The sequence below is a fragment of the Pseudomonas sp. GYB4201 genome (assembly GCF_056312595.1).
In genome coordinates this window covers 1-19,777 of the sequence record NZ_JBWGIG010000065.1, presented here as the reverse complement: position 1 = coordinate 19,777, position 19,777 = coordinate 1, and the positions used below count along the sequence as shown (strand labels likewise).

Genomic DNA, 19,777 nt, shown 5'->3' with positions numbered 1-19,777 from the left:
GCTTCGATCTCTCGTTAGCGGGAGGCGAATTCTACAGCAACTTGCGTTGCTGTCAACTGCCTTTTTCACCGCTTTCGACGTTAAGATCGAAACCTTTCGGAGCTGCTTACTTCGGTTAACTCGTTGAGTTTCAAGGAGTTTTCCGTTTCGGTTGCGCCGGAAGTGGGGCGAATTATAGAGAGATTTGGGGGCGGGTCAAGGGTTAATTTCACATAAATGCCATATAGATCAAAAGCATCCTGCGGGCGACCGCATCAGGGCCACCAGGTGCATGCCTTGAGGATTTCATGCCTCATGGCATCGAGCGCCGCCCGCGCGGCGCATCGCGGCCAAGGCCGGCTCCTACATCTGTTGCAACGTGCCCCGCTATATATAGGTGTTGCGCCTGGTCGCACCAACACAGATCTGCAGTGAACCAACAAGGCGGACACCACGATGGCACTGCCATGACTGGCCCGAAACAGATGTAGGAGCCGGGCTTGCCCGCGATGCGCCGCGCGGGCGGCGCTCGATCTCAAGGGCGCCAGAAAAACAACGTCGGGCACCTGATGGCCCTGATGCAATCACATGACATGCACTTGAAGCCACTACCGATTTTCAAACCGAGGCAACAGAGAACGAATACAAGGAACGCACGAAATCACCCCCGCATCACCACACGGCGAAAGGGTGAAGCATTGTATATAAAGGAGAGGTAAAGCAGAGAATGGAGGCAACCCCACCAGCCACACCCCGGCACACAATGTTCCCGCTGTGGCTGCTCCCTTCCGGGCCTGACCAGGTTAACGGGTAATCGTTGCGGGGGGACCGATGGGGTCACCATAACAACACTCGCCTGGCAGCGAGCGGGGCCATTGTACCGGTCTTGGGCGAAGATACAACCTCTTATTGCAGGAAAAAATTCGTAGGCGGTTCAAGCACTTGCCTTCGGGGTGGATTGCGGGGATGGCGAGTAGCGCTTATAGTCCGCGCTTCGCTGCAAAATCAGCGAACGGGTGTGGAAGCCCGTCTAGGAACGAACAGTACTGTGACTGCCTGCTGGCGCGCTTTTGCGCTCGCATGCCCGCGTCATGGTGGCTGCGTGCGGGACACCTTCGGGTGTGCCGGGCCGTTCCTATGCCGGTCTTCCACACCTTCACGCAGCCGCCACCTCTCATGTGGAAGTGACAGGTGGTGGCCCTGAATCTTATAGGGACATCATTATGATCACTGAGCGCTACAAACCAATTCCCACCTCGCTTTGCCAATCCGTCGTGACCCACTTGGACACTGACGCCCCACTCACCGACATCCTCAACTACGCCGATCAGCGACTCAACCTCGCTCGCCATGTGCTTGCCAGCCTCGAAGGCGCCGACGAATGCGACTACCGCCATCTCGCCCGGGCCGCCCAGGTGCTGCTGGAGGATGGATGCGGGGTGATGGGCGCCATAGAGCGGCGGATTGATCGGCAGGTCACCGTCCAACCGCCAGTACCAGGGCGGCCGGATTTGACGGTGGTTTGATTTGGCACCGTAGCCGCTCCCTCCACGCTGCCGATTTTCAGCGGGGCTCAGGGCCAGCGCAGCCTGGCGGCAGCGGCTACGGAGTTATGCAGCGTAAAAAATTTTCAGCCCATTTCTTGAAATCCAATCAGCCAGCCCTATCTGTTCTGTACGCGATGCCGAAGTCGGGTCGCGTACCAAACCTTGCTGATTGCTCAGGAGATTGACCATGACTACCGCATTTTCCCTCGCCCCACTGTTCCGCCATTCCGTGGGCTTCGACCGCTTCAACGATCTGTTCGAATCGGCGGCGCGTAATGAGCCGGGTAGCAGCTACCCGCCCTACAACGTCGAGAAACATGGCGATGATCAATACCGCATCGTGGTGGCCGCCGCAGGCTTCCAGGAGTCGGACCTGGAGCTGCAGGTGGAGAAAGGCGTGTTGACCGTCAGTGGCGGCAAGCGCGAAGGCAACGGCGAGGCCGTGACCTATCTGCACCAGGGTATTGCCCAGCGGGCGTTCAAGCTGTCGTTCCGGTTGGCTGACCATATTGAGGTGAAGGCTGCCGGGCTGGCGAACGGGCTGTTGAACATTGACCTGCTGCGCGTGGTGCCTGAAGAGGCCAAGGCCAAGCGCATCCCTATCAATGGGGTTGGGCAGGCCGCGCTGCAGTAAGCGCGATGTGATGAAGAAGGGCGCCCGGTGGGCGCCCTTTTTTTTTGCGGGGTTGGCGGACGCAGCCTGCGGCAGCTGCTACGCGGTTCGCGTTTACACCTGTAATACCTCATCCGCCCTGCCCCCGGCTTCCTGGATGACCAGGTGCACGAAGTGCAGCTTGGCGATGACGGCCTGGGGCAGCACGAAGGGATAGAAGTCCGGCTGGCCCATGCTGCGCGACAGTTCGTTGAGCATGCCGGCCAGTTCGATCCAGGTGTTGACGAAGGCCAGGAACGCGGGCCCGCTGGCGTGCTGGGGATCGTACAGGGTGTCCAGCGGGAACGGCTGGTAGTCCAGGTCCATGTCGCGGGCGCTCATGCCGAAGCCCAGGGCGGTGTCCACGGCGTCCATCATGTGCAGGTAGTGGGCCCAGGTTTCGGCCCAGTCTTCCCACGGGTGCATGGTGGCGTAGGCGCTGACGTAGCGTTGTTGCCAGTCCAGCGGCGCGCCCTGTTCGTAGTGCCGTTGCAGGGCATCTGCGTAGCTTTGGCTGTCGTCGCCGAACAGGTTGCGGAACTCCCCCAGCCAGTGGCTGCCAGCCACCAGCCGATCCCAATAGTAGTGACCCACTTCGTGGCGGAAGTGGCCCAGCAGGGTGCGGTAGGGTTCGCGCATCATCACCCGCACCTTTTCCCGGTGGGCGTCGTCGGCTTCCTTTATATCCAGGGTGATCAGGCCGTTGGCGTGGCCGGTCATGGGCGCGTTGCCGTCCAGGTCGATGCCGATGAAATCGAAGGCCAGGCCGGTGTCGTCGTCCACTACCTTGGGCACCACGTCCAGGCCCAGGTTGATCAGTTGCGAGACCATGCGCCGCTTGGCAGTTTCCACCTTGCGCCAGCGCTCGGGGTTTTCCGCCACGGACAGGTCGGGAATAGTGCGGTTCAGCGCGCACGACACGCAGAAGGTGTCGGGGCTGTCGGCGCGCACCAGCCAATTGCAGGCAGCCGGGGTGTCGAGGTTGGCGCAGCGGCGGAACTGGCCGGCCTCGAGGTCGGCGTCCAACTGCCAGGTGCCTGCCTGCGGGCCAGCCTGCAGCGACGACAGCAGGTTCAGCTCGGGCCAGTAACCCAGCGCTGCCGAGCAGGCCAGGCACTGGCTGTTGCGGAAGAAGATCGACTGGCCGCACTGGCAGTGCCAGACCTTGCTGTGGCGGTTGTCCTGCCCCACGAAGGGCGCGGCGATGCGGGTGCTCAATTGCTCGAAAAGGCGGTACATGCACGTTCTCCGGGGATGACGGGGGCAGCGTAGACGCTACAGCGGGGTACTGCTGACCACCCGCAGCGCCAGGCCTTCGTAGGGGTCGAGGGTGATGGTGAATTCGCCGCTGTCGGTGAGGTCGCCTTCCACCCGCTCGTTGATGATGTCCACCACCGGGCCCGGTGCGATGCCCGGCAGGTGCAGGGTTTCCACCAGGCTGTCGGCGCTGAAGTTGAGGGCGGTGATCTGCGTCCCCTTCCCCGCCGGCAGTTCGTGCACCAGCACCAGCAGGCCGGGGTGTTGCACGTCCGGGATAAGGATCTGGCGGCTGGCGGCAATGTCGTAGGCGCGGCGCACGGCGAGGATTTTCTTCAGCTGGCTGGCGAAGGAGTCGGCCTGCTGCAGTTGGCTGGTGATGCTGCCATACAGGGTCTGCGGCCGTGGCATGCCGCCGGCGGACAGCTCGGCACTGGGGTCCAGGTCCACCAGGTCGTAGGCGCCGCGGTGAATCCAGCGGGTGTCGCCGTCCTGCATCAGGTGCGCCACCTGCTCGGCCGGCAGCGGCAAGGCCCCCACCAGGTCCCAGCCCGACAGGGCGAACACCCCCGGCTGCATGGCGTTGTACATCACCAGCAGCAGGTGGATGTGCTTGATCTTCTGCACGTCCTCGGCGGTGATGGCCGCCAGGTCGCGGATGCCCAGGGCGGCGGTGATGATGCTGGCCGTGGTGCAGGACACCCCATTGGTGACGAACTTCAGGTTATACGGCGCGTGCTCGCCCGCCAGGCGCTCGTACATCTCCTCGCGGATGTGCTCGCGCAGGATATTGCCCGGGAAGGTCTGGCCCTGGTACAGGTAGGTGTCGTGGGCGTGCAACGTCCAGAAGTGGACCAATTCGAGGGTCAGCTCGTCATGGTTCTGCAGCGCATGGATCAGTGAGGCCGGGTCGATGCCAAAGTGGTGCACCTGGCGCAGCATCAGCCGCAGGAATTCGGTGTTGCCGGTCAGCAGCGCGTGCTGGTAGGCCGGGCGCGTGATGAAGTCATAGGACAGGTCGGCGCCGCCCTTGGACATGGTGGCGATGTCATCGATGGTCAGGTTCAGCTCCTGGAAGCTGAAGCCGCCGGCCTTGCGGATGGTGCCGGCCAGCAACTGGTTGCCGTTGACCGACAGCGGGTGGCTTTCGGACCAGGCGTTGCCCTCGGCGCGGCGCTCCACGCCGAGGAAACCGTTGGCGTCCAGGCGCAGGATGCGCGCGCCCATCACGTCGATGGAATGCAGGGCGTCGCCGATGATCATCTGCTGCGCGGCGAAGGTGGGGTCCAGCCAGTTCAGCGACGGCTGGCCTTCCTTGAAGTAATGCAGGTACACCCAGCGCCGCGCCTTGCCGTCGACGCCGACGATGACCGGGGTCACGCTCCAGTCGGTCTCCTTCACCCCGGGCTCGAAGAAGATTACCCGTTGCAACTGGCCGACGATGTAGTGCCTGGCCTTGAGCAGGTCGACGGTGTCGGGCGGCAGGTTGCGTGCGTCGCGCCCCGGCTCGACGTCGGGCAGCAGCGGCCAGTCCTCTTCCTTGATTTCGACCATGTGGTACAGGCCGGGGTAGTCGGCGTAGGCGCGCTCGGCCAGGCGGAAGTCGGCGCCCTTGCCGGTGTGCGAGGGAATGGCGTCGTCGATGACGATGGCGTTGTGGGCGGCGGCGATGCGGCTCAGGCCGAGCATTTCCGCCTCGGTGCCCAGGGCCGGGTCGATGTCGAAGCTCATGCGGTCGAAGTTGCCGTCGACGCTGGGGGTGCGTTCGCGGCCGCGCAGGCCGCCGGAGAGTTTCAGCGGGCCGTTGTGGATGCCCTGGATACCGATTTCCGACAGCGCGTGCCACAGGGTTTCATCACCCAGCGCCTGCAACACCGAACCACCCTCACGGGTGACGATGGACGCGGGGTAGGCGGTGAACCACACCGAGGCGATGGCCGAGGCGTCCCGCGGCCGGGCTTCGGCGAAGGGCCGTTGCCACAGGCGGGCTTGACCTGCGTAATGAAGGGCGCGTTGCTTGGCGGCGTGGAGCATGGACTGGTCCACGAGCCATTGAATGGTGTCCTGGTCCGGCTGTGACATGGGTGACCCCCGCAGTTTTGGCATTTCCTTATGAGTGCGCTGCGGTGGGATCGTTGCATAAAAAGGTGCGGGGCGGGAGACCGCGGCGCGGCCATCGCGACCAAGGTCGGCTCCTACAACGACCGCGTAGGAACCGACCTTGGTCGCGATGGCCATTCCACCGTCAGGCGGTGATGCCGTGGCCTTCCAGGAAGGCGACGAAGGCGTCTTCGTCGAGCACCTTCACGCCCAGCTCGTTGGCCTTGGTCAGCTTGGAGCCGGCACCGGGGCCCGCCACCACGCAGTGGGTCTTGGCCGACACCGAGCCGGCCACCTTGGCGCCCAGGCTTTCCAGCTTTTCCTTGCCCACGTCGCGGCTCATGCGCTCCAGGCTGCCGGTCAGCACCCAGGTCTGGCCGGTGAGGGGCAGGCCTTCGATGACTTTTTTCTCGCTGCCCCAGTGCATGCCGAAGGCTTGCAGCTGTTGCTCCACAGCCAGGGCACGCTGGGCGTTTTCAGGCACCAGGAAGTACTCGCGCACCGCGTCCGCCTGCTTGGCCGCCAGGGCCTGGCGCAGGTCGATGCCATCGGCGGCAATGATCTTGTCGAGGCTGCCCAGCTTGCTCACCAGTTTCTCGGCGCCGGTGGGGCCGACCGAGCTGATGTCCAGCTTGGCGATCAGCCCGGCCAGGGTGGTGCTGGCGGCGAACTCGGCGTGCACGTCGCCCTGGTCCTGGGGCTCCAGGCCACGCTCCAGCAGCTGGCCGATGACCGTGCGGTTGTGCGGGTCCTCGAAGAAGCTGTGAATTTCGTACGCCACTTCCAGGCCCACATCGGGCAGGTAAGTAAGCACCTGGGGCAGCGCCACCATGATGCGTTCCAGCGAACCCAGCGAACGCGCGAGCACCTTGGCGGTCTCCTCGCCTACGTCGGGAATGCCCAGGGCGAAGATGAAGCGCGCCAGGGTCGGGCGCTTGCTGGCGGCGATGGCCTCCAGCAGCTTGTTGCTCGACACTTCGGCGAAGCCTTCCAGGTCGACAATCTGTTCAAAGCCCAGGGTGTAGAGGTCGGCCGGCGAGCCCACCAGGCCCTCGTCTACCAACTGCTCGACGCTTTTCTCGCCCAGGCCGTCGATGTCCATGGCCCGGCGGGAAACGAAGTGGATGATCGCCTGCTTCAGCTGTGCGCCACAGGCCAGGCGCCCGACGCAGCGGTACACGGCGCCTTCGCTGACGGTTTCCTTGCCCTTGCTGCGTTTTACCAGTTGCGTGCGCTCCACGTGGGAGCCGCACACCGGGCAGGTCTCGGGAATGTGCACGGGGCGGGCGTCGGCCGGGCGGCGCTCGGTGACCACCTGCATCACCTGCGGGATCACGTCGCCGGCGCGGCGGATGATCACCGTGTCGCCGATCATCAGGCCCAGGCGCGCCACTTCGTCCATGTTGTGCAGGGTGGCGTTGGCGACCGTCACACCAGCGACCTTCACCGGCTTCAAACGCGCCACCGGCGTCACCGCCCCGGTACGCCCCACCTGGAATTCCACGTCCAGCAGCTCGGTCAGTTCTTCCATGGCCGGGAACTTGTGGGCGATGGCCCAGCGTGGCTCGCGGGCGCGGAAGCCCAGTTCGCGCTGGCTGGCCAGGCTGTTGACCTTGAACACCACGCCGTCGATTTCGTAGGTGAGCGCGTTGCGGCGCTCGCCGATGTCGCGGTAGTAGGCCAGGCACTCGTCGATGCCGTTGGCCAGTTTCAGCTCGCGGCTGATGGGCATGCCCCAGGCTTTCAGCTGTTCAAGGTTGCCGATGTGGGTGTCGGCGATGTTCTCGGACACCTGGCCCAGGCCGTAGCAGCAGAATTCCAGCGGGCGGCTGGCGGTGATCTTCGAGTCCAGCTGGCGCAGGCTGCCGGCGGCGGCGTTGCGCGGGTTGGCGAAGGTCTTGCCGCCCGCCTCCATCTGCGCCTCGTTAAGGCGTTCGAAACCGGCCTTGGACATGAACACTTCGCCGCGCACTTCCAGGGTGGCCGGCCAGCCCTCGCCGTGCAGCTTGAGCGGCACGTTGCGGATGGTGCGCACGTTGACGCTGATGTCCTCGCCGGTGGTACCGTCACCACGGGTGGCGCCGCGCACCAGCAGGCCATCCTGGTACAGCAGGCTCACGGCCAGGCCGTCGAGCTTGGGCTCGCAGCTGTATTGCACCGCCGCGCCGCCGCCGAACAGGTCACCGACCGGCAGGTCCAAACCCTCGGTCACCCGGCGGTCGAACTCGCGCATGTCGGTTTCTTCGAAGGCGTTGCCCAGGCTGAGCATGGGGATCTCGTGGCGCACCTGGCTGAACGCGGTCAGCGCCGCATTGCCCACGCGCTGGGTGGGTGAGTCGGCGGTCACCAACTCCGGATGCTCGGCTTCCAGCGCCTTGAGTTCGCGGAACAGCCGGTCGTATTCGGCGTCCGGGATGCTCGGCTCGTCGAGCACGTGGTAGCGGTAGTTGTGCAGGTCCAGTTCGGCGCGCAGTTCGAGGATCCGGGTGTTGGCGGCGGTCATCTTGTGTGTTCTCGTGTAAAGCAAAAGAGCAGCCGGGGCTGCTCTTCAGGTGTTCGGCGATGGTGTTGTGAAACCCCATCGCGACCAAGGTCGGCTCCTACAGGGGCAGGGCCAACGATCTCAACGCTTCTGGGTCAGCGCCCGGCGTTCGAATTCGACAATACGCTGGCGGTAGTGTTCGATGGTCTGGGCGGTCAGCACGCTGCGCTGGTCGTCCTTGAGTTCGCCGTCCAGTTCGTGGGCCAGCTTGCGGGCCGCGGCCACCATCACGTCGAAGGCCTGCTTGGGGTGACGCGGGCCTGGCAGGCCGAGGAAGAAGCTCACGGCACGGGTGCTGAAGTGGTCGATGTCGTCCAGGTCGAAGATGCCCGGCTTCACGGCGTTGGCCATGGAGAACAGCACCTCGCCGTTGCCGGCCATGCTTTCGTGGCGGTGGAAGATGTCCATTTCACCAAAGCGCAGGCCGCTTTCGAGGATGTTCTGCAGCAGCGCCGGGCCCTTGAAGCCGCCTTCGGAACGGGAGATCACGCTGATCACCAGCACTTCCTCGGCCTGGGGCTGGTCGCGGTGTTCCACCGGGGCAGCGCCCGCGGCGTTGAAGGCCGGGGCCTTGTCGTCCGGGAAGTCGTCCTCGCGGTCGCGGGCGCTGAAGGCCGCTGGCTGCTCGGGCTCCAGCGGCAAAGCGCCCTGGGCCGATTCGGCCACCGCACGCTCGCGCTCACGTTCACGCTCGCGCTCCTGTTTCTTGTTGCGCTTGGGCGCCACCGGTTCGCGCGCAGGGGCGCTCATGGACGGCAGGTCATGCTCGTCCAGGGACGGCTCGCGCTGCTCTTCCAGCACCCGCGACGGGCCCAGCACTTCGGCGCTGTGCTCTTCGTCCGGCAGGTTGGAGAAGCTGCGGTCGAGCCTGAATTTCAATTTGCCCTTGCCGCCGCGCATGCGGCGCCAGCCATCGAAGAGAATACCGGCGATGACAATGACGCCGATGACGATCAGCCACTCGCGCAGACCGATTTCCATTTAATCCTGTGCCTCTATGAAAAATGCTGAAAAATAAAGGGCTTGAACCCCCTTTAAAACGTGGCGCCAACTCTATGTTCTGACAGGCGTTTTCCCCACGCGTACGAAAATATGTCCAATAAACTAGCACGACCAAAGATAACTTTACACCGTCTGTCGCAGCAGATACGCCATTAAAGTGCAAGCGGTCCAAATTCGCTCGCTTTCAGGCGTCGACCATTGCCATCGCCTCCTCTACGTCCACCGCCACCAGGCGCGAGCAACCGGGCTCGTGCATGGTCACGCCCATCAACTGGTCGGCCATTTCCATGGCGATCTTGTTGTGGGTGATGTAGATAAATTGAACCGTTTGGGACATTTCTTTCACCAAGCGGGCATAGCGTCCAACGTTAGCGTCATCCAGCGGGGCGTCAACTTCGTCGAGCATGCAGAACGGCGCCGGGTTCAACTGGAAGATGGAGAACACCAGGGCCAGGGCCGTCAGCGCTTTCTCACCACCAGAGAGCAAATGGATGGTGCTGTTCTTCTTGCCCGGGGGCCGCGCCATAATGGTCACCCCTGTATCGAGTAGATCTTCGCCTGTCAGTTCCAAGTAAGCGCTGCCGCCACCGAAAACTTTTGGGAATAAGGCCTGCAAACCGCCATTTATCTGATCAAAGGTATCCTTGAAGCGGTTGCGGGTTTCCTTGTCGATCTTGCGGATGACGTTTTCCAGGGTGTCCAGCGCCTCCACCAGGTCATCGTTCTGGGCGTCCAGGTAGCGCTTGCGCTCGGACTGCTGCTGGTACTCGTCGATGGCCGCCAGGTTGATGGCGCCCAGGCGCTGGATGCGCGCGTTGATGCGCTCCAGTTCGTCCTCGGCCTCTTTTTCGTTGGCCAGGGGGTCGAGGGTGGCGATGACGCCTTGCAGGTCGTAGCCATCCTCGTGCAATTGTTCCTGCAGGGCGGCGCGCTTCACGCTCAGGCCCTGCCATTCCATGCGGTGCTGCTCCAGCTGGCCGCGGATCATCTGTGACTGCTGCTCGGCCTGGGTGCGGCGCTTCTCGGCGTCGCGCAGTTCGCTGTCGGCGTCTTCCAGGGCCATTTTCGCCTGGCGCATTTCCTCGTCGACGGCCATGCGCCGTTCCAGCAGCTCTTCGAGCTTGAGGCGCAGCTCTTCCAGCGGTGCCTCGCCCTCCTCCAGGTTCAGCGACAGCTGCTCGCGCTTCTCGGTCAGGCGCTCGGCCTGCAGCTCCAGGCGCTCCAGGGCCTGGCGGGTGGAGTCGTGCTGGGCGCGCAGGGAGCCCAGGCGCACGGCCAACTGGTGGGCGTGGTCCTTGTGCTGACGGGCGTCGTGGCGCACCTGGTCGAGGCGCTCGCGCAGGCTGTCGCGCTGGGCCATCAGCAGTTCGCGCTGCTCGGTGTCCTGCGCCATGGCGTCGAGGGCGTCCTGCAGTTGCAGGCGCGACTCGCCCAGCTGCTCGCTTTCCAGCGCGCGCTGCTCGGCCAGTTCCGCCAGCTCTTCGTCGAGCCGGCGGCGGCGCAGGGTCAGCTGTTCGGCCTTGGCGCGGCCGGCGGACAGCTGGGCCTTGAGCTCGCCCTGCTGGCGGGCCTCGTCGGCCAGCTGGCGGCGCAGTTGCTCGCGGGCCTCTTCCTGCAGCAATTGCTGCTCGCGCAGACGCTCCAGGCGCTCTTCCAGGCTGGCCAGGGCGGCTTCGCGCTCGTCGCGCTCCAGGCCCAGGTTTTCCAGCTCCTGGCCACGCGCCAGCACGCTGCCCTGGGCGTCGCTGGCACGGCTGACGCGCAGGAAATGCCGGCCTACCCAGTAGCCGTCGCGGCTGATCAAGCTCTGCCCGGGCTGCAGCTGCGCGCGGGCGGCCAGCGCTGCCGCCAGGGTTTCCACTGGCTTGACCTGGCCCAGCCAGGGGCTGAGGTCGGTGCGGCTGTCGACCTTGTCCAGCAGGCTGCCGGGCAAGGCCGGCGTGCCCGGCGCGGCGCTGAGCAGGCGCAGCTCGCCCTGCTCGAAACTGCCCAGCGCCAGGCCGTCGAAATCATCCACCAGCACCGCTTGCAGATCGGCGCCCAGCACGGTCTCCACCGCCAGCTCCCAGCCGGCTTCCACGCGCAGGCCTTCGGCCAGGCGCGGGCGCTGGTCCAGCTGCTGGTCGCGCAGCCACTCGGCGGTGCCGGTGCCGGGGTCCAGGGCGGCCTGTTGCAAGGCTTCCAGGGAGGCCAGGCGGCCGTTCAGGCGTTGCAGCTCGCCCTGGGCCTGCTGCTGGTCGCGGGTGGCCTGTTGCAGTTGCTCGCGCAACTGCTCCAGGCGCTCCACCTGCTGGGCCTCGCTGGCCTGCAGTTCTTCAATGAGCATGTCGCTGGCGGCCAGTTGCTCGCCCAGTTCCAGGATGGCCGCGTCCTCAGGGTCGGCAGCCAGTTGCGCGCGCTCCTCGCCCAGGCGCCGCTGGCGCTCGCCCAGGCGTTCCATGGACTGGTCCAGCTGCTGGATGCGCGACTGCTGCACCTCGGCCTGGCGGCGCGGCTCGGCGGAGCGGGTGTTGAAGCTGTCCCACTGCTCCTGCCAGCCGTGCATGGTGGACTCGGACTCTTCCAGGGCGGCGGCAGCCTCTTCGGCGGCGGCGCTGGTCATTTCCTGCTCGGGCGCAAGCATGTCCAGCTCTTCGCCCAGGGTGGCCAGCAAGGTGCGGTCGTGGCCCAGGTGGGATTCGGTTTCCTGGCGCGAGCGCTCGGCTTCCTTCAGGTCATCCTGCAACTGGCGCAGGCGCTGCTGGCCGTGCTGGATGTTCTGCTCGACGCGGGCAATGTCACCGCCCACGGAATAGAAGCGGCCCTGCACGAGGTTGAAACGCTCGGACAGGTCGTGATGGCCGTCGCGCAGGCGCTCGATGGCCGCGTCGGCGTTGCGCTGCTCGGCCACCAGGGCCTCGAAGCTGACCTCCTGGGTGCCGATGACCGCTTCGCGCTGGGCCACCTGTTCATTCAGTGCCTGCCAGCGCAGGGCCGACAGCTGCGCCTTGAGCTGACGCTCCTCGGCCTTGTATTCCTGGTACTTCTCGGCGGCCTGGGCCTGGCGGTGCAGGCGCTCAAGCTGGCGTTCCAGCTCTTCGCGCAGGTCGGTCAGGCGCTCGAGGTTTTCGTGGGTACGGCGGATGCGGTTCTCGGTCTCGCGGCGGCGCTCCTTGTACTTGGAGATGCCCGCGGCTTCCTCGATGAAGTTGCGCAGCTCCTCGGGCTTGGCCTCGATCAGCTTGCTGATCATGCCCTGCTCGATGATGGAATAGCTGCGCGGGCCCAGGCCGGTGCCCAGGAAGATATCGGTGATGTCCTTGCGGCGGCACTTGGTGCCGTTGAGGAAGTAGGTGTTCTGGCTGTCGCGCGTCACCTTGCGGCGGATGGAAATCTCCGCGTAGGCGGCGTATTCGCCCACCAGGGTGCCGTCGCTGTTGTCGAACACCAGTTCGATGCTGGCCTGGCTCACCGGCTTGCGGCTGGTGGAGCCGTTGAAGATGACGTCGGTCATCGACTCGCCGCGCAGGTTCTTCGCCGAGCTTTCGCCCATCACCCAGCGCACCGCGTCGATGATGTTGGATTTGCCGCACCCGTTGGGCCCCACCACCGCCGCCATGTTGCTGGGGAAGTTGACCGTGGTGGGGTCGACGAAGGACTTGAACCCCGCCAGCCGGATGCACTTCAGGCGCATGTCAGCGGTTCGCCAGGGCGGCCAGCACCAACTGGCAACTGCGCTGGGTGTAATCGCCCAGCACCGTGCGGATGCGCGCCAGGTCGCGGGCCACCACGGCGTCCAGCAGGCTGTCGAACAGCGCCAGGTAGTCGCCCATGGTGGCCTTGCGCTGCTCCAGCGCCAGGTAATAGGTGCGGCTCATGGCCGGCTGCAGGTTCTCGACGGTCTCCTGCAGGTACGGGTTGTCGGCGAACGGGTAGGCGGCCCGCATCACGTTGAAGCTGTCCTCGACGAAGGCCTTGATGTCCTGGCGCTCGAGGCTGGCGGTGAGGCGCTGCTGGATGGCCACGAACGGTTCGAGCTCAGCCGGGCCCTGCCAGCGCTGGGCCACGGCGTTGCCGAGCAGGATGTACATCTCGCTCATCAAGGCGCACAGGCTCTGCACCTTATGGGCGCTGAGTTCGGTCACGTGTGCACCGCGACGCGGCAGGATGGCGATCAGATGGCGCCGCTGCAGGATCAGCAGTGCTTCGCGCACCGAGCCGCGGCTGACATTGAGCGCCGCCGTCACCTTCTGTTCCTGAATGCGCTCACCGGGCGCAAGTTCGCCCTGGATGATGCGTTCGGCCAGGTAATCGGCGATTTGCTCGGAGAGGCTGTCCGGCGCCTTGAACGTCATGGTTGTCCTTCAAACTCTTCAAACATGGCAAGCGGCGAAGTGTAGCGCACTTGCCCCCTGGAAACGCAGAGGGGGACATGGCCTTTTGGCATGGAATAAGCAAATAAATCAAATGTTGCCTGCAGGCGAGATTTCCACTCGCCCGAAATCCTGACTTTTGAGTCAGAAAACTGTTGACCGCAAAGTCAGAACTGCTAAATTCAATGCTATCGGTCAACAACAATAAATGTGTCAGCGAGGCCTTCCGTGATCCAGTTTCTACTCAACAGGGAATTGCGCAGTGAACACGCCCTGGACCCCAACCTCACCGTGCTGGAATACCTGCGCACGCACCTGAAAAAGCCCGGCACCAAGGAGGGCTGCGCCAGCGGCGACTGCGGCGCCTGCACCGTGGTGGTGGCGGAACTGGAAGGCGAGGCCTTGCGCTACCGCAGCCTGAACTCGTGCCTCACCTTTGTCTCGTCGCTGCACGGCAAACAGCTGATCTGCGTCGAAGACCTCAAGCACAAGGGCCAGTTGCACAGCGTGCAGCAGGCCATGGTCGACTGCCACGGCTCGCAGTGCGGCTTCTGCACCCCGGGCTTCGTGATGTCGCTGTTCGCCTTGCAGAAGAACAGCGCCGAACCCGACTCGCACAAGGCCCACGAGGCCCTGGCCGGCAACCTGTGCCGCTGCACCGGCTACCGCCCCATTCTGGCCGCCGCCGAACAGGCCTGCTGCCAGCAGGCGCCGGACCAGTTCGACGCCGCCGAGGCCGAGACCATCGCCCGCCTCAAGGCCATCGTCCCCACCGAGACCGGTGAACTGAACAGCGGCGACAAGCGCTGCCTGGTGCCGCTGACCGTCGCCGACCTCGCCGACCTGTACGGTTCGCACCCCGAAGCCCGGCTGCTGGCCGGCGGTACCGACCTGGCGCTGGAGGTAACGCAGTTCCACCGCACCCTGCCGGTGATGATCTACGTGGGCAACGTCGCCGAGATGAAGCGCATCGAGCACTTCGACGACCGCCTGGAGATCGGCGCTGCCACGCCGCTCACCGACTGCTACGACGCCCTGAGCGCCGAATACCCGGACTTCGGCGAACTGCTGCACCGTTTCGCCAGCCTGCAGATCCGCAACCAGGGCACCCTGGGCGGCAATATCGGCAACGCCTCGCCCATCGGCGACAGCCCGCCCCTGCTGATTGCCCTGGGCGCGCAGATCGTGCTGCGCAAGGGCAACGCCACTCGCACCCTGGCGCTGGAAGACTATTTCATCGACTACCGCATCACCGCGCGCCAGGAGAGCGAGTTCATCGAGAAGATCATCGTGCCCCGCGCCCGGGCCGGCCGCAGCTTCCGCGCCTATAAAGTGTCGAAGCGCCTGGACGATGACATCTCCGCCGTGTGCGCCGCCTTCAACCTGGCGCTGGAAGACGGCGTGGTCACCGACGCGCGCGCCGCCTTCGGTGGCATGGCCGCCATTCCCAAGCGCGCCCAGGCCTGCGAAGCCGCGCTGCTGGGCAAGGTGTTCAACAACGCCACGCTGGAAGCCGCCTGCGCCGCCCTGGCCGAGGACTTCACGCCGCTGTCCGACTTCCGCGCCAGCAAGGAATACCGCCTGCTGGCCGCCCAGAACCTGCTGCGCAAGTACTTCATCGAGCAGCAATCGCCTTACATCGAGACCCGGGTGACCGCTTATGTCTAACCATCACGGCGAAACCCTCACCCAGGCGCAACTGGCCGAACGCTTTGCCCAGGGCCTGACCACTGGCGTGGGCCGCAGCGTCAAGCACGACAGCGCCGACAAGCACGTGTCCGGCGAGGCGCAGTACATCGACGACCGGCTGGAATTCCCCAACCAGCTGCACGTGTACGCACGGCTGTCGGACCGCGCCCACGCGCGGGTGGTGAAGATCGACACCACGCCCTGCTACGCCTTCCCCGGCGTGCGCATTGCCATTACCCACGAGGACATTCCCGGCCTGAAGGACATCGGCCCGCTGCTGCCCGGCGACCCGCTGCTGGCCATCGACCTGGTGGAGTTCGTCGGCCAGCCAGTGGTGGCGGTGGCCGCGCGCGACCTGGAGACCGCGCGCAAGGCGGCCATGGCCGCGATCATCGAATACGAAGACCTGGAGCCGGTGCTCGACGTGGTCGAGGCCTTCCGCAAGCAGCATTACGTGCTCGACAGCCACACCCACAAGCGTGGCGACGCCGACACCGCCCTGGCCAGCGCCCCGCACCGCCTGCAAGGCACCCTGCACATCGGCGGCCAGGAGCACTTCTACCTGGAAACGCAGATCTCCTCGGTGATGCCCACCGAGGACGGCGGCATGATCGTCTATTGCTCCACCCAGAACCCCACCGAGGTGCAGAAGCTGGTGGCCGAGGTGCTGGACGTGTCGATGAACAAGATCGTCGTCGACATGCGCCGCATGGGCGGCGGCTTCGGTGGCAAGGAAACCCAGGCGGCCAGCCCGGCGTGCCTGTGCGCGGTGATCGCGCACCTCACCGGCCAGCCGACCAAGATGCGCCTGCCGCGGGTGGAAGACATGTCCATGACCGGCAAGCGCCACCCCTTCTACGTCGAATACGACGTGGGCTTCGACGACAGCGGCCGCCTGCACGGCATCAACATGGACCTGGCCGGCAACTGCGGCTACTCGCCGGACCTGTCGGCGTCCATCGTCGACCGTGCCATGTTCCATGCCGACAACTCGTACTACCTGGGCGACGCCACCATCAACGGCCACCGCTGCAAGACCAACACCGCCTCCAACACCGCCTACCGCGGCTTCGGCGGGCCCCAGGGCATGGTCGCCATCGAGGAGGTGATGGACCGCATCGCCCGCCACCTGGCGCTGGACCCGCTGGCCGTGCGCAAGGCCAATTACTACGGCAAGACCGAGCGCAACGTCACCCACTACTACCAGACGGTGGAGCACAACCTGCTGGAGGAAATGACTGCTGACCTTGAAGCCAGCAGCGAATACCAGGAGCGCCGCGAATCCATCCGCCGCTTCAACGCCCACAGCCCGGTGCTGAAGAAAGGCCTGGCGCTGACCCCGGTGAAATTCGGCATCTCGTTCACCGCCAGCTTCCTCAACCAGGCAGGCGCGCTGATCCACATCTACACCGACGGCAGCATCCACCTCAACCACGGCGGCACCGAGATGGGCCAGGGGCTCAACACCAAGGTCGCGCAGGTGGTGGCCGAGGTGTTCCAGGTGGACATCGGCCGCATCCAGATCACCGCCACCAACACCGACAAGGTGCCCAACACCTCGCCGACGGCCGCCTCCAGCGGCGCCGACCTGAACGGCAAGGCCGCGCAGAACGCTGCCGAAACCATCAAGCAGCGCCTGGTGGAGTTTGCCGCGCGCAAGTACGCGGTCAGCGAGGAAGACGTCGAGTTCCGCAACGGCCACGTGCGCGTGCGCGAGTTGGTCATGCCCTTCGCCGACCTGATCGTGCAGGCGTGGATGGGCCAGGTGTCGCTGTCCAGCACCGGCTACTACAAGACCCCGAAGATCTTCTACGACCGCAGCCAGGCGCGCGGCCGGCCGTTCTACTACTTCGCCTTCGGCGCCGCCTGCGCCGAGGTGGTGGTCGACACCCTGACCGGCGAGTACAAGATGCTGCGCACCGACATCCTGCATGACGTGGGCGCCTCGCTGAACCCGGCCATCGACATCGGCCAGGTGGAAGGTGGCTACATCCAGGGCATGGGCTGGCTGACCACCGAAGAGCTGGTGTGGAACGCCAAGGGCAAGCTGGTGACCAACGGCCCGGCCAGCTACAAGATCCCGGCGGTGGCCGACATGCCGGCCGACCTGCGGGTGAAGCTGGTGGAAAACCGCAAGAACCCGGAAGACACGGTGTTCCACTCCAAGGCCGTGGGCGAGCCGCCGTTCATGCTCGGCATCGCCGCCTGGTGCGCGATCAAGGATGCGGTAGCCAGCCTGGCGGATTACAAGGTGCAGCCCAACATCGACGCCCCGGCCACGCCGGAGCGGGTGTTGTGGGGGTGCGAGCAGATGCGCAAGGCGCAGGAAGCGGCGTCGACCTCTTCGCGGGCAGAGCCCGCTCCCACAGAGGTGTGAAATGCACAGGTTAATGGTGGGAGCGGGCTCTGCCCGCGAAGAGGTCATAACGGTCGAAGGAGATCTTCAACCATGAACAACTGGATCAGCGCCCTCGCCGAGCTGCAGCAGCAGGGCGAACCCTGCGTGCTCGTCACCATCATCGAGGAGCAGGGCTCCACCCCGCGCAACGCCGGCTCGAAGATGGTGGTCAGCGCCACCCAGCTGTACGACACCATCGGTGGCGGGCACCTGGAATACAAGGCCATGCACATCGCCCGCGAGATGCTCGCCAACGGCCGCCAGGGCACGCACCTGGAGCGCTTCAGCCTGGGCGCCAGCCTGGGCCAGTGCTGCGGCGGCGTCACCGTGCTGCTGTTCGAGCCCATGGGCCAGGTGCAGGCGCGCATTGCCGTGTTCGGCGCCGGCCACGTCGGCCGCGCGCTGGTGCCACTGCTGGCCGCCCTGCCCTGCCGCGTCACCTGGATCGACTCGCGCGAGCAGGAATTCCCCGCGCACCTCCCCGAGGGGGTGCGCAAGATCGTCAACGAAGAACCGGTGGACGAAGTCGACAACCTGCCACCGGGCAGCTACTGCATCGTCATGACCCACAACCACCAGCTCGACCTGGAGCTGACCGCGGCTATCCTCAAGCGCAACGATTTCACCTGGTTCGGCCTGATCGGCTCGAAGACCAAGCGGGTGAAATTCGAACACCGGCTGCGCGACCGCGGCTTCGACCCCCAGGTTGTGCAACGCATGAGGTGCCCTATGGGCCTGGCCGACGTCAAAGGCAAATTGCCGATTGAAATCGCCGTGTCCGTGGCCGCCGAAATCATCGCCACCTACAACGCCAACTTCGGCCTGGCCACTGCCGGTGCCGAACCCATTGCCCAACTGCTGCCGCACTCGCGACGCAGCCAAGCCTGAGACATTGATACCCATGAGCCTGACCCGCAAAGCCTACCGCGCCGCCATCCTGCACAGCATCGGCGACCCCGCCGAAGTGGGCATCGACGCCTCCTATGAATACTTCGCCGACGGCCTGCTGGTGGTGGAGAACGGCGTGATCGCCGCCGTCGGCCACGCCGAGGCGCTGCTGCCGAGCCTGCCGGCGGAAGTCGCCATTGAGCACTTCCCCGACGCGCTGATTACCCCCGGCTTCATCGACACCCACATCCACCTGCCGCAGACCGGCATGATCGCCTCCTACGGCGAGCAGCTGCTGGACTGGCTGAACACCTACACCTTCCCGTTCGAAAGCCAGTTCGCCGACAAGGCCCACGCCGACGAAGTGGCGGACATCTTCATCAAGGAACTGCTGCGCAACGGCACCACCACCGCGCTGGTGTTCGGCAGCGTGCACCCCGAGTCGGTGAACGCCTTCTTCGAGGCGGCCGAAAAGCTCGACCTGCGCATGATCGCCGGCAAGGTGATGATGGACCGCAACGCGCCGGACTACCTGGTGGACACCGCCGAAAGCAGCTACGCCGACAGCAAGGCGCTGATCGAGCGCTGGCACGGCAAGGGCCGCCTGCACTACGCGGTCACCCCACGCTTCGCGCCCACCAGCACCCCCGAGCAACTGACCGTGGCCGGCCAGCTGCTCAAGGAATACCCGAACGTCTACATGCAGACCCACATCAGCGAGAACCTCAAGGAGATCGAGTGGGTGAAGACGCTGTTCCCCGAGCGCAAGGGCTACCTGGACGTGTACGACCACTACCAGCTGCTGGGCGAGCGCTCGGTGTTCGCCCACGGCGTGCACCTGTGCGACGAGGAATGCGCGCGCCTGGCCGAGACCGGCTCGGCGATTGCCTTCTGCCCTACCTCGAACCTGTTCCTGGGCAGCGGCCTGTTCAACCTGCCCCAGGCCGAGAAGCACAAGCTCAACGTCGGCCTGGGCACGGACGTGGGCGGCGGCACCAGCTTCTCGCTGCTGCACACGCTGAACGAGGCCTACAAGGTGATGCAGCTGCAGGGCGCGCGCCTGAGCCCGTTCAAATCACTGTACCTGGCCACCCTGGGCGGCGCCCGGGCGCTGCGCCTGGAAGACAAGGTGGGCAACCTGCAGCCGGGCAGCGATGCCGACTTCGTGGTGCTGGACTACAACGCCACGCCGCTGCTGGGCTACCGCATCCAGCAGTCCAAGAGTATTGAAGAGACGTTGTTCGTGCTGACCACGCTGGGGGATGATCGCACCGTGCAGCAGACCTATGCAGCGGGGCGCAAGGTGCATCAGCGTTGATCCCGGACGCGGCCTGCGGCCGCTGATACGCCCCCTGTAGCAGCGGCCGCAGG

12 protein-coding genes and 1 other RNA gene are annotated in these 19,777 nt (G+C 65.2%); 6 read left to right on the top strand and 7 right to left on the bottom strand.

Translation table 11 applies throughout. From position 1 onward, the window contains the following. Nucleotides 1-716 precede the first annotated feature (716 nt). Nucleotides 717-813: signal recognition particle sRNA small type (gene ffs / locus AC0Z2B_RS31570), an RNA gene on the bottom strand. Between the two features lie 389 nt (nt 814-1,202). Between ffs and AC0Z2B_RS31565 the strand changes: the two genes are divergently transcribed. Together AC0Z2B_RS31565 and AC0Z2B_RS31560 are read left to right on the top strand one after the other, a co-directional pair. Beyond that, a complete protein-coding gene (locus AC0Z2B_RS31565; protein ID WP_476302001.1) occupies nt 1,203-1,505 on the top strand; it encodes a hypothetical protein in 303 nt (100 codons plus the stop codon). A gap of 208 nt (nt 1,506-1,713) precedes the next feature. Beyond that, nucleotides 1,714-2,160 (top strand): Hsp20 family protein, encoded by a 447-nt coding sequence (locus tag AC0Z2B_RS31560; protein ID WP_416425895.1) that lies wholly within the window; start codon nt 1,714-1,716, stop codon nt 2,158-2,160. 93 nt (nt 2,161-2,253) lie between these two features. Here the strand turns inward: AC0Z2B_RS31560 and AC0Z2B_RS31555 are convergent, their stop codons facing one another. The 6 genes from AC0Z2B_RS31555 to AC0Z2B_RS31530 all read right to left on the bottom strand — a co-directional run bounded on the left by AC0Z2B_RS31555 (nt 2,254) and on the right by AC0Z2B_RS31530 (nt 13,413). Further along, nucleotides 2,254-3,417: a zinc-binding metallopeptidase family protein gene (locus tag AC0Z2B_RS31555; RefSeq protein ID WP_476301999.1), complete on the bottom strand. Its 1,164-nt coding sequence runs from the start codon at nt 3,415-3,417 to the stop codon at nt 2,254-2,256. A gap of 36 nt (nt 3,418-3,453) precedes the next feature. Then, nucleotides 3,454-5,517: a maltose alpha-D-glucosyltransferase gene (gene treS / locus AC0Z2B_RS31550; protein ID WP_476301997.1), complete on the bottom strand. Its 2,064-nt coding sequence runs from the start codon at nt 5,515-5,517 to the stop codon at nt 3,454-3,456. Nucleotides 5,518-5,680: 163 nt separating this feature from the next. Further along, nucleotides 5,681-8,038, bottom strand: coding sequence for an NAD-dependent DNA ligase LigA (ligA, locus tag AC0Z2B_RS31545; RefSeq protein ID WP_476301995.1), 2,358 nt, complete (start codon nt 8,036-8,038; stop codon nt 5,681-5,683). Nucleotides 8,039-8,158: 120 nt separating this feature from the next. After that, entirely contained in the window at nt 8,159-9,058 is a 900-nt protein-coding gene (gene zipA, locus AC0Z2B_RS31540) for a cell division protein ZipA (RefSeq protein ID WP_416425902.1), read from the bottom strand. A 205-nt stretch (nt 9,059-9,263) separates the two neighbouring features. After that, nucleotides 9,264-12,752: a chromosome segregation protein SMC gene (gene smc, locus AC0Z2B_RS31535; protein ID WP_476301993.1), complete on the bottom strand. Its 3,489-nt coding sequence runs from the start codon at nt 12,750-12,752 to the stop codon at nt 9,264-9,266. Nucleotide 12,753: 1 nt separating this feature from the next. Continuing rightward, nucleotides 12,754-13,413 (bottom strand): GntR family transcriptional regulator, encoded by a 660-nt coding sequence (locus AC0Z2B_RS31530; protein WP_476301991.1) that lies wholly within the window; start codon nt 13,411-13,413, stop codon nt 12,754-12,756. Between the two features lie 246 nt (nt 13,414-13,659). Here AC0Z2B_RS31530 and xdhA point away from each other — a divergent pair, with 246 nt between their 5' ends. The 4 genes from xdhA to guaD all read left to right on the top strand — a co-directional run bounded on the left by xdhA (nt 13,660) and on the right by guaD (nt 19,724). Beyond that, nucleotides 13,660-15,099 (top strand): xanthine dehydrogenase small subunit, encoded by a 1,440-nt coding sequence (gene xdhA / locus AC0Z2B_RS31525; RefSeq protein WP_476301989.1) that lies wholly within the window; start codon nt 13,660-13,662, stop codon nt 15,097-15,099. Then, nucleotides 15,092-17,497 carry a xanthine dehydrogenase molybdopterin binding subunit gene (xdhB, locus tag AC0Z2B_RS31520; protein ID WP_476301987.1) on the top strand — a complete coding sequence of 802 codons (2,406 nt, stop codon included), beginning with the start codon at nt 15,092-15,094 and terminating at the stop codon, nt 17,495-17,497. The genes xdhA and xdhB overlap by 8 nt, the downstream gene beginning before the upstream one ends. 72 nt (nt 17,498-17,569) lie before the next feature. Beyond that, nucleotides 17,570-18,406, top strand: coding sequence for a xanthine dehydrogenase accessory protein XdhC (gene xdhC, locus AC0Z2B_RS31515; protein ID WP_416425912.1), 837 nt, complete (start codon nt 17,570-17,572; stop codon nt 18,404-18,406). 13 nt (nt 18,407-18,419) lie between these two features. Further along, entirely contained in the window at nt 18,420-19,724 is a 1,305-nt protein-coding gene (gene guaD, locus AC0Z2B_RS31510; RefSeq protein WP_476301985.1) for a guanine deaminase, read from the top strand. The last annotated feature ends 53 nt before the right edge of the window (nt 19,725-19,777 follow it).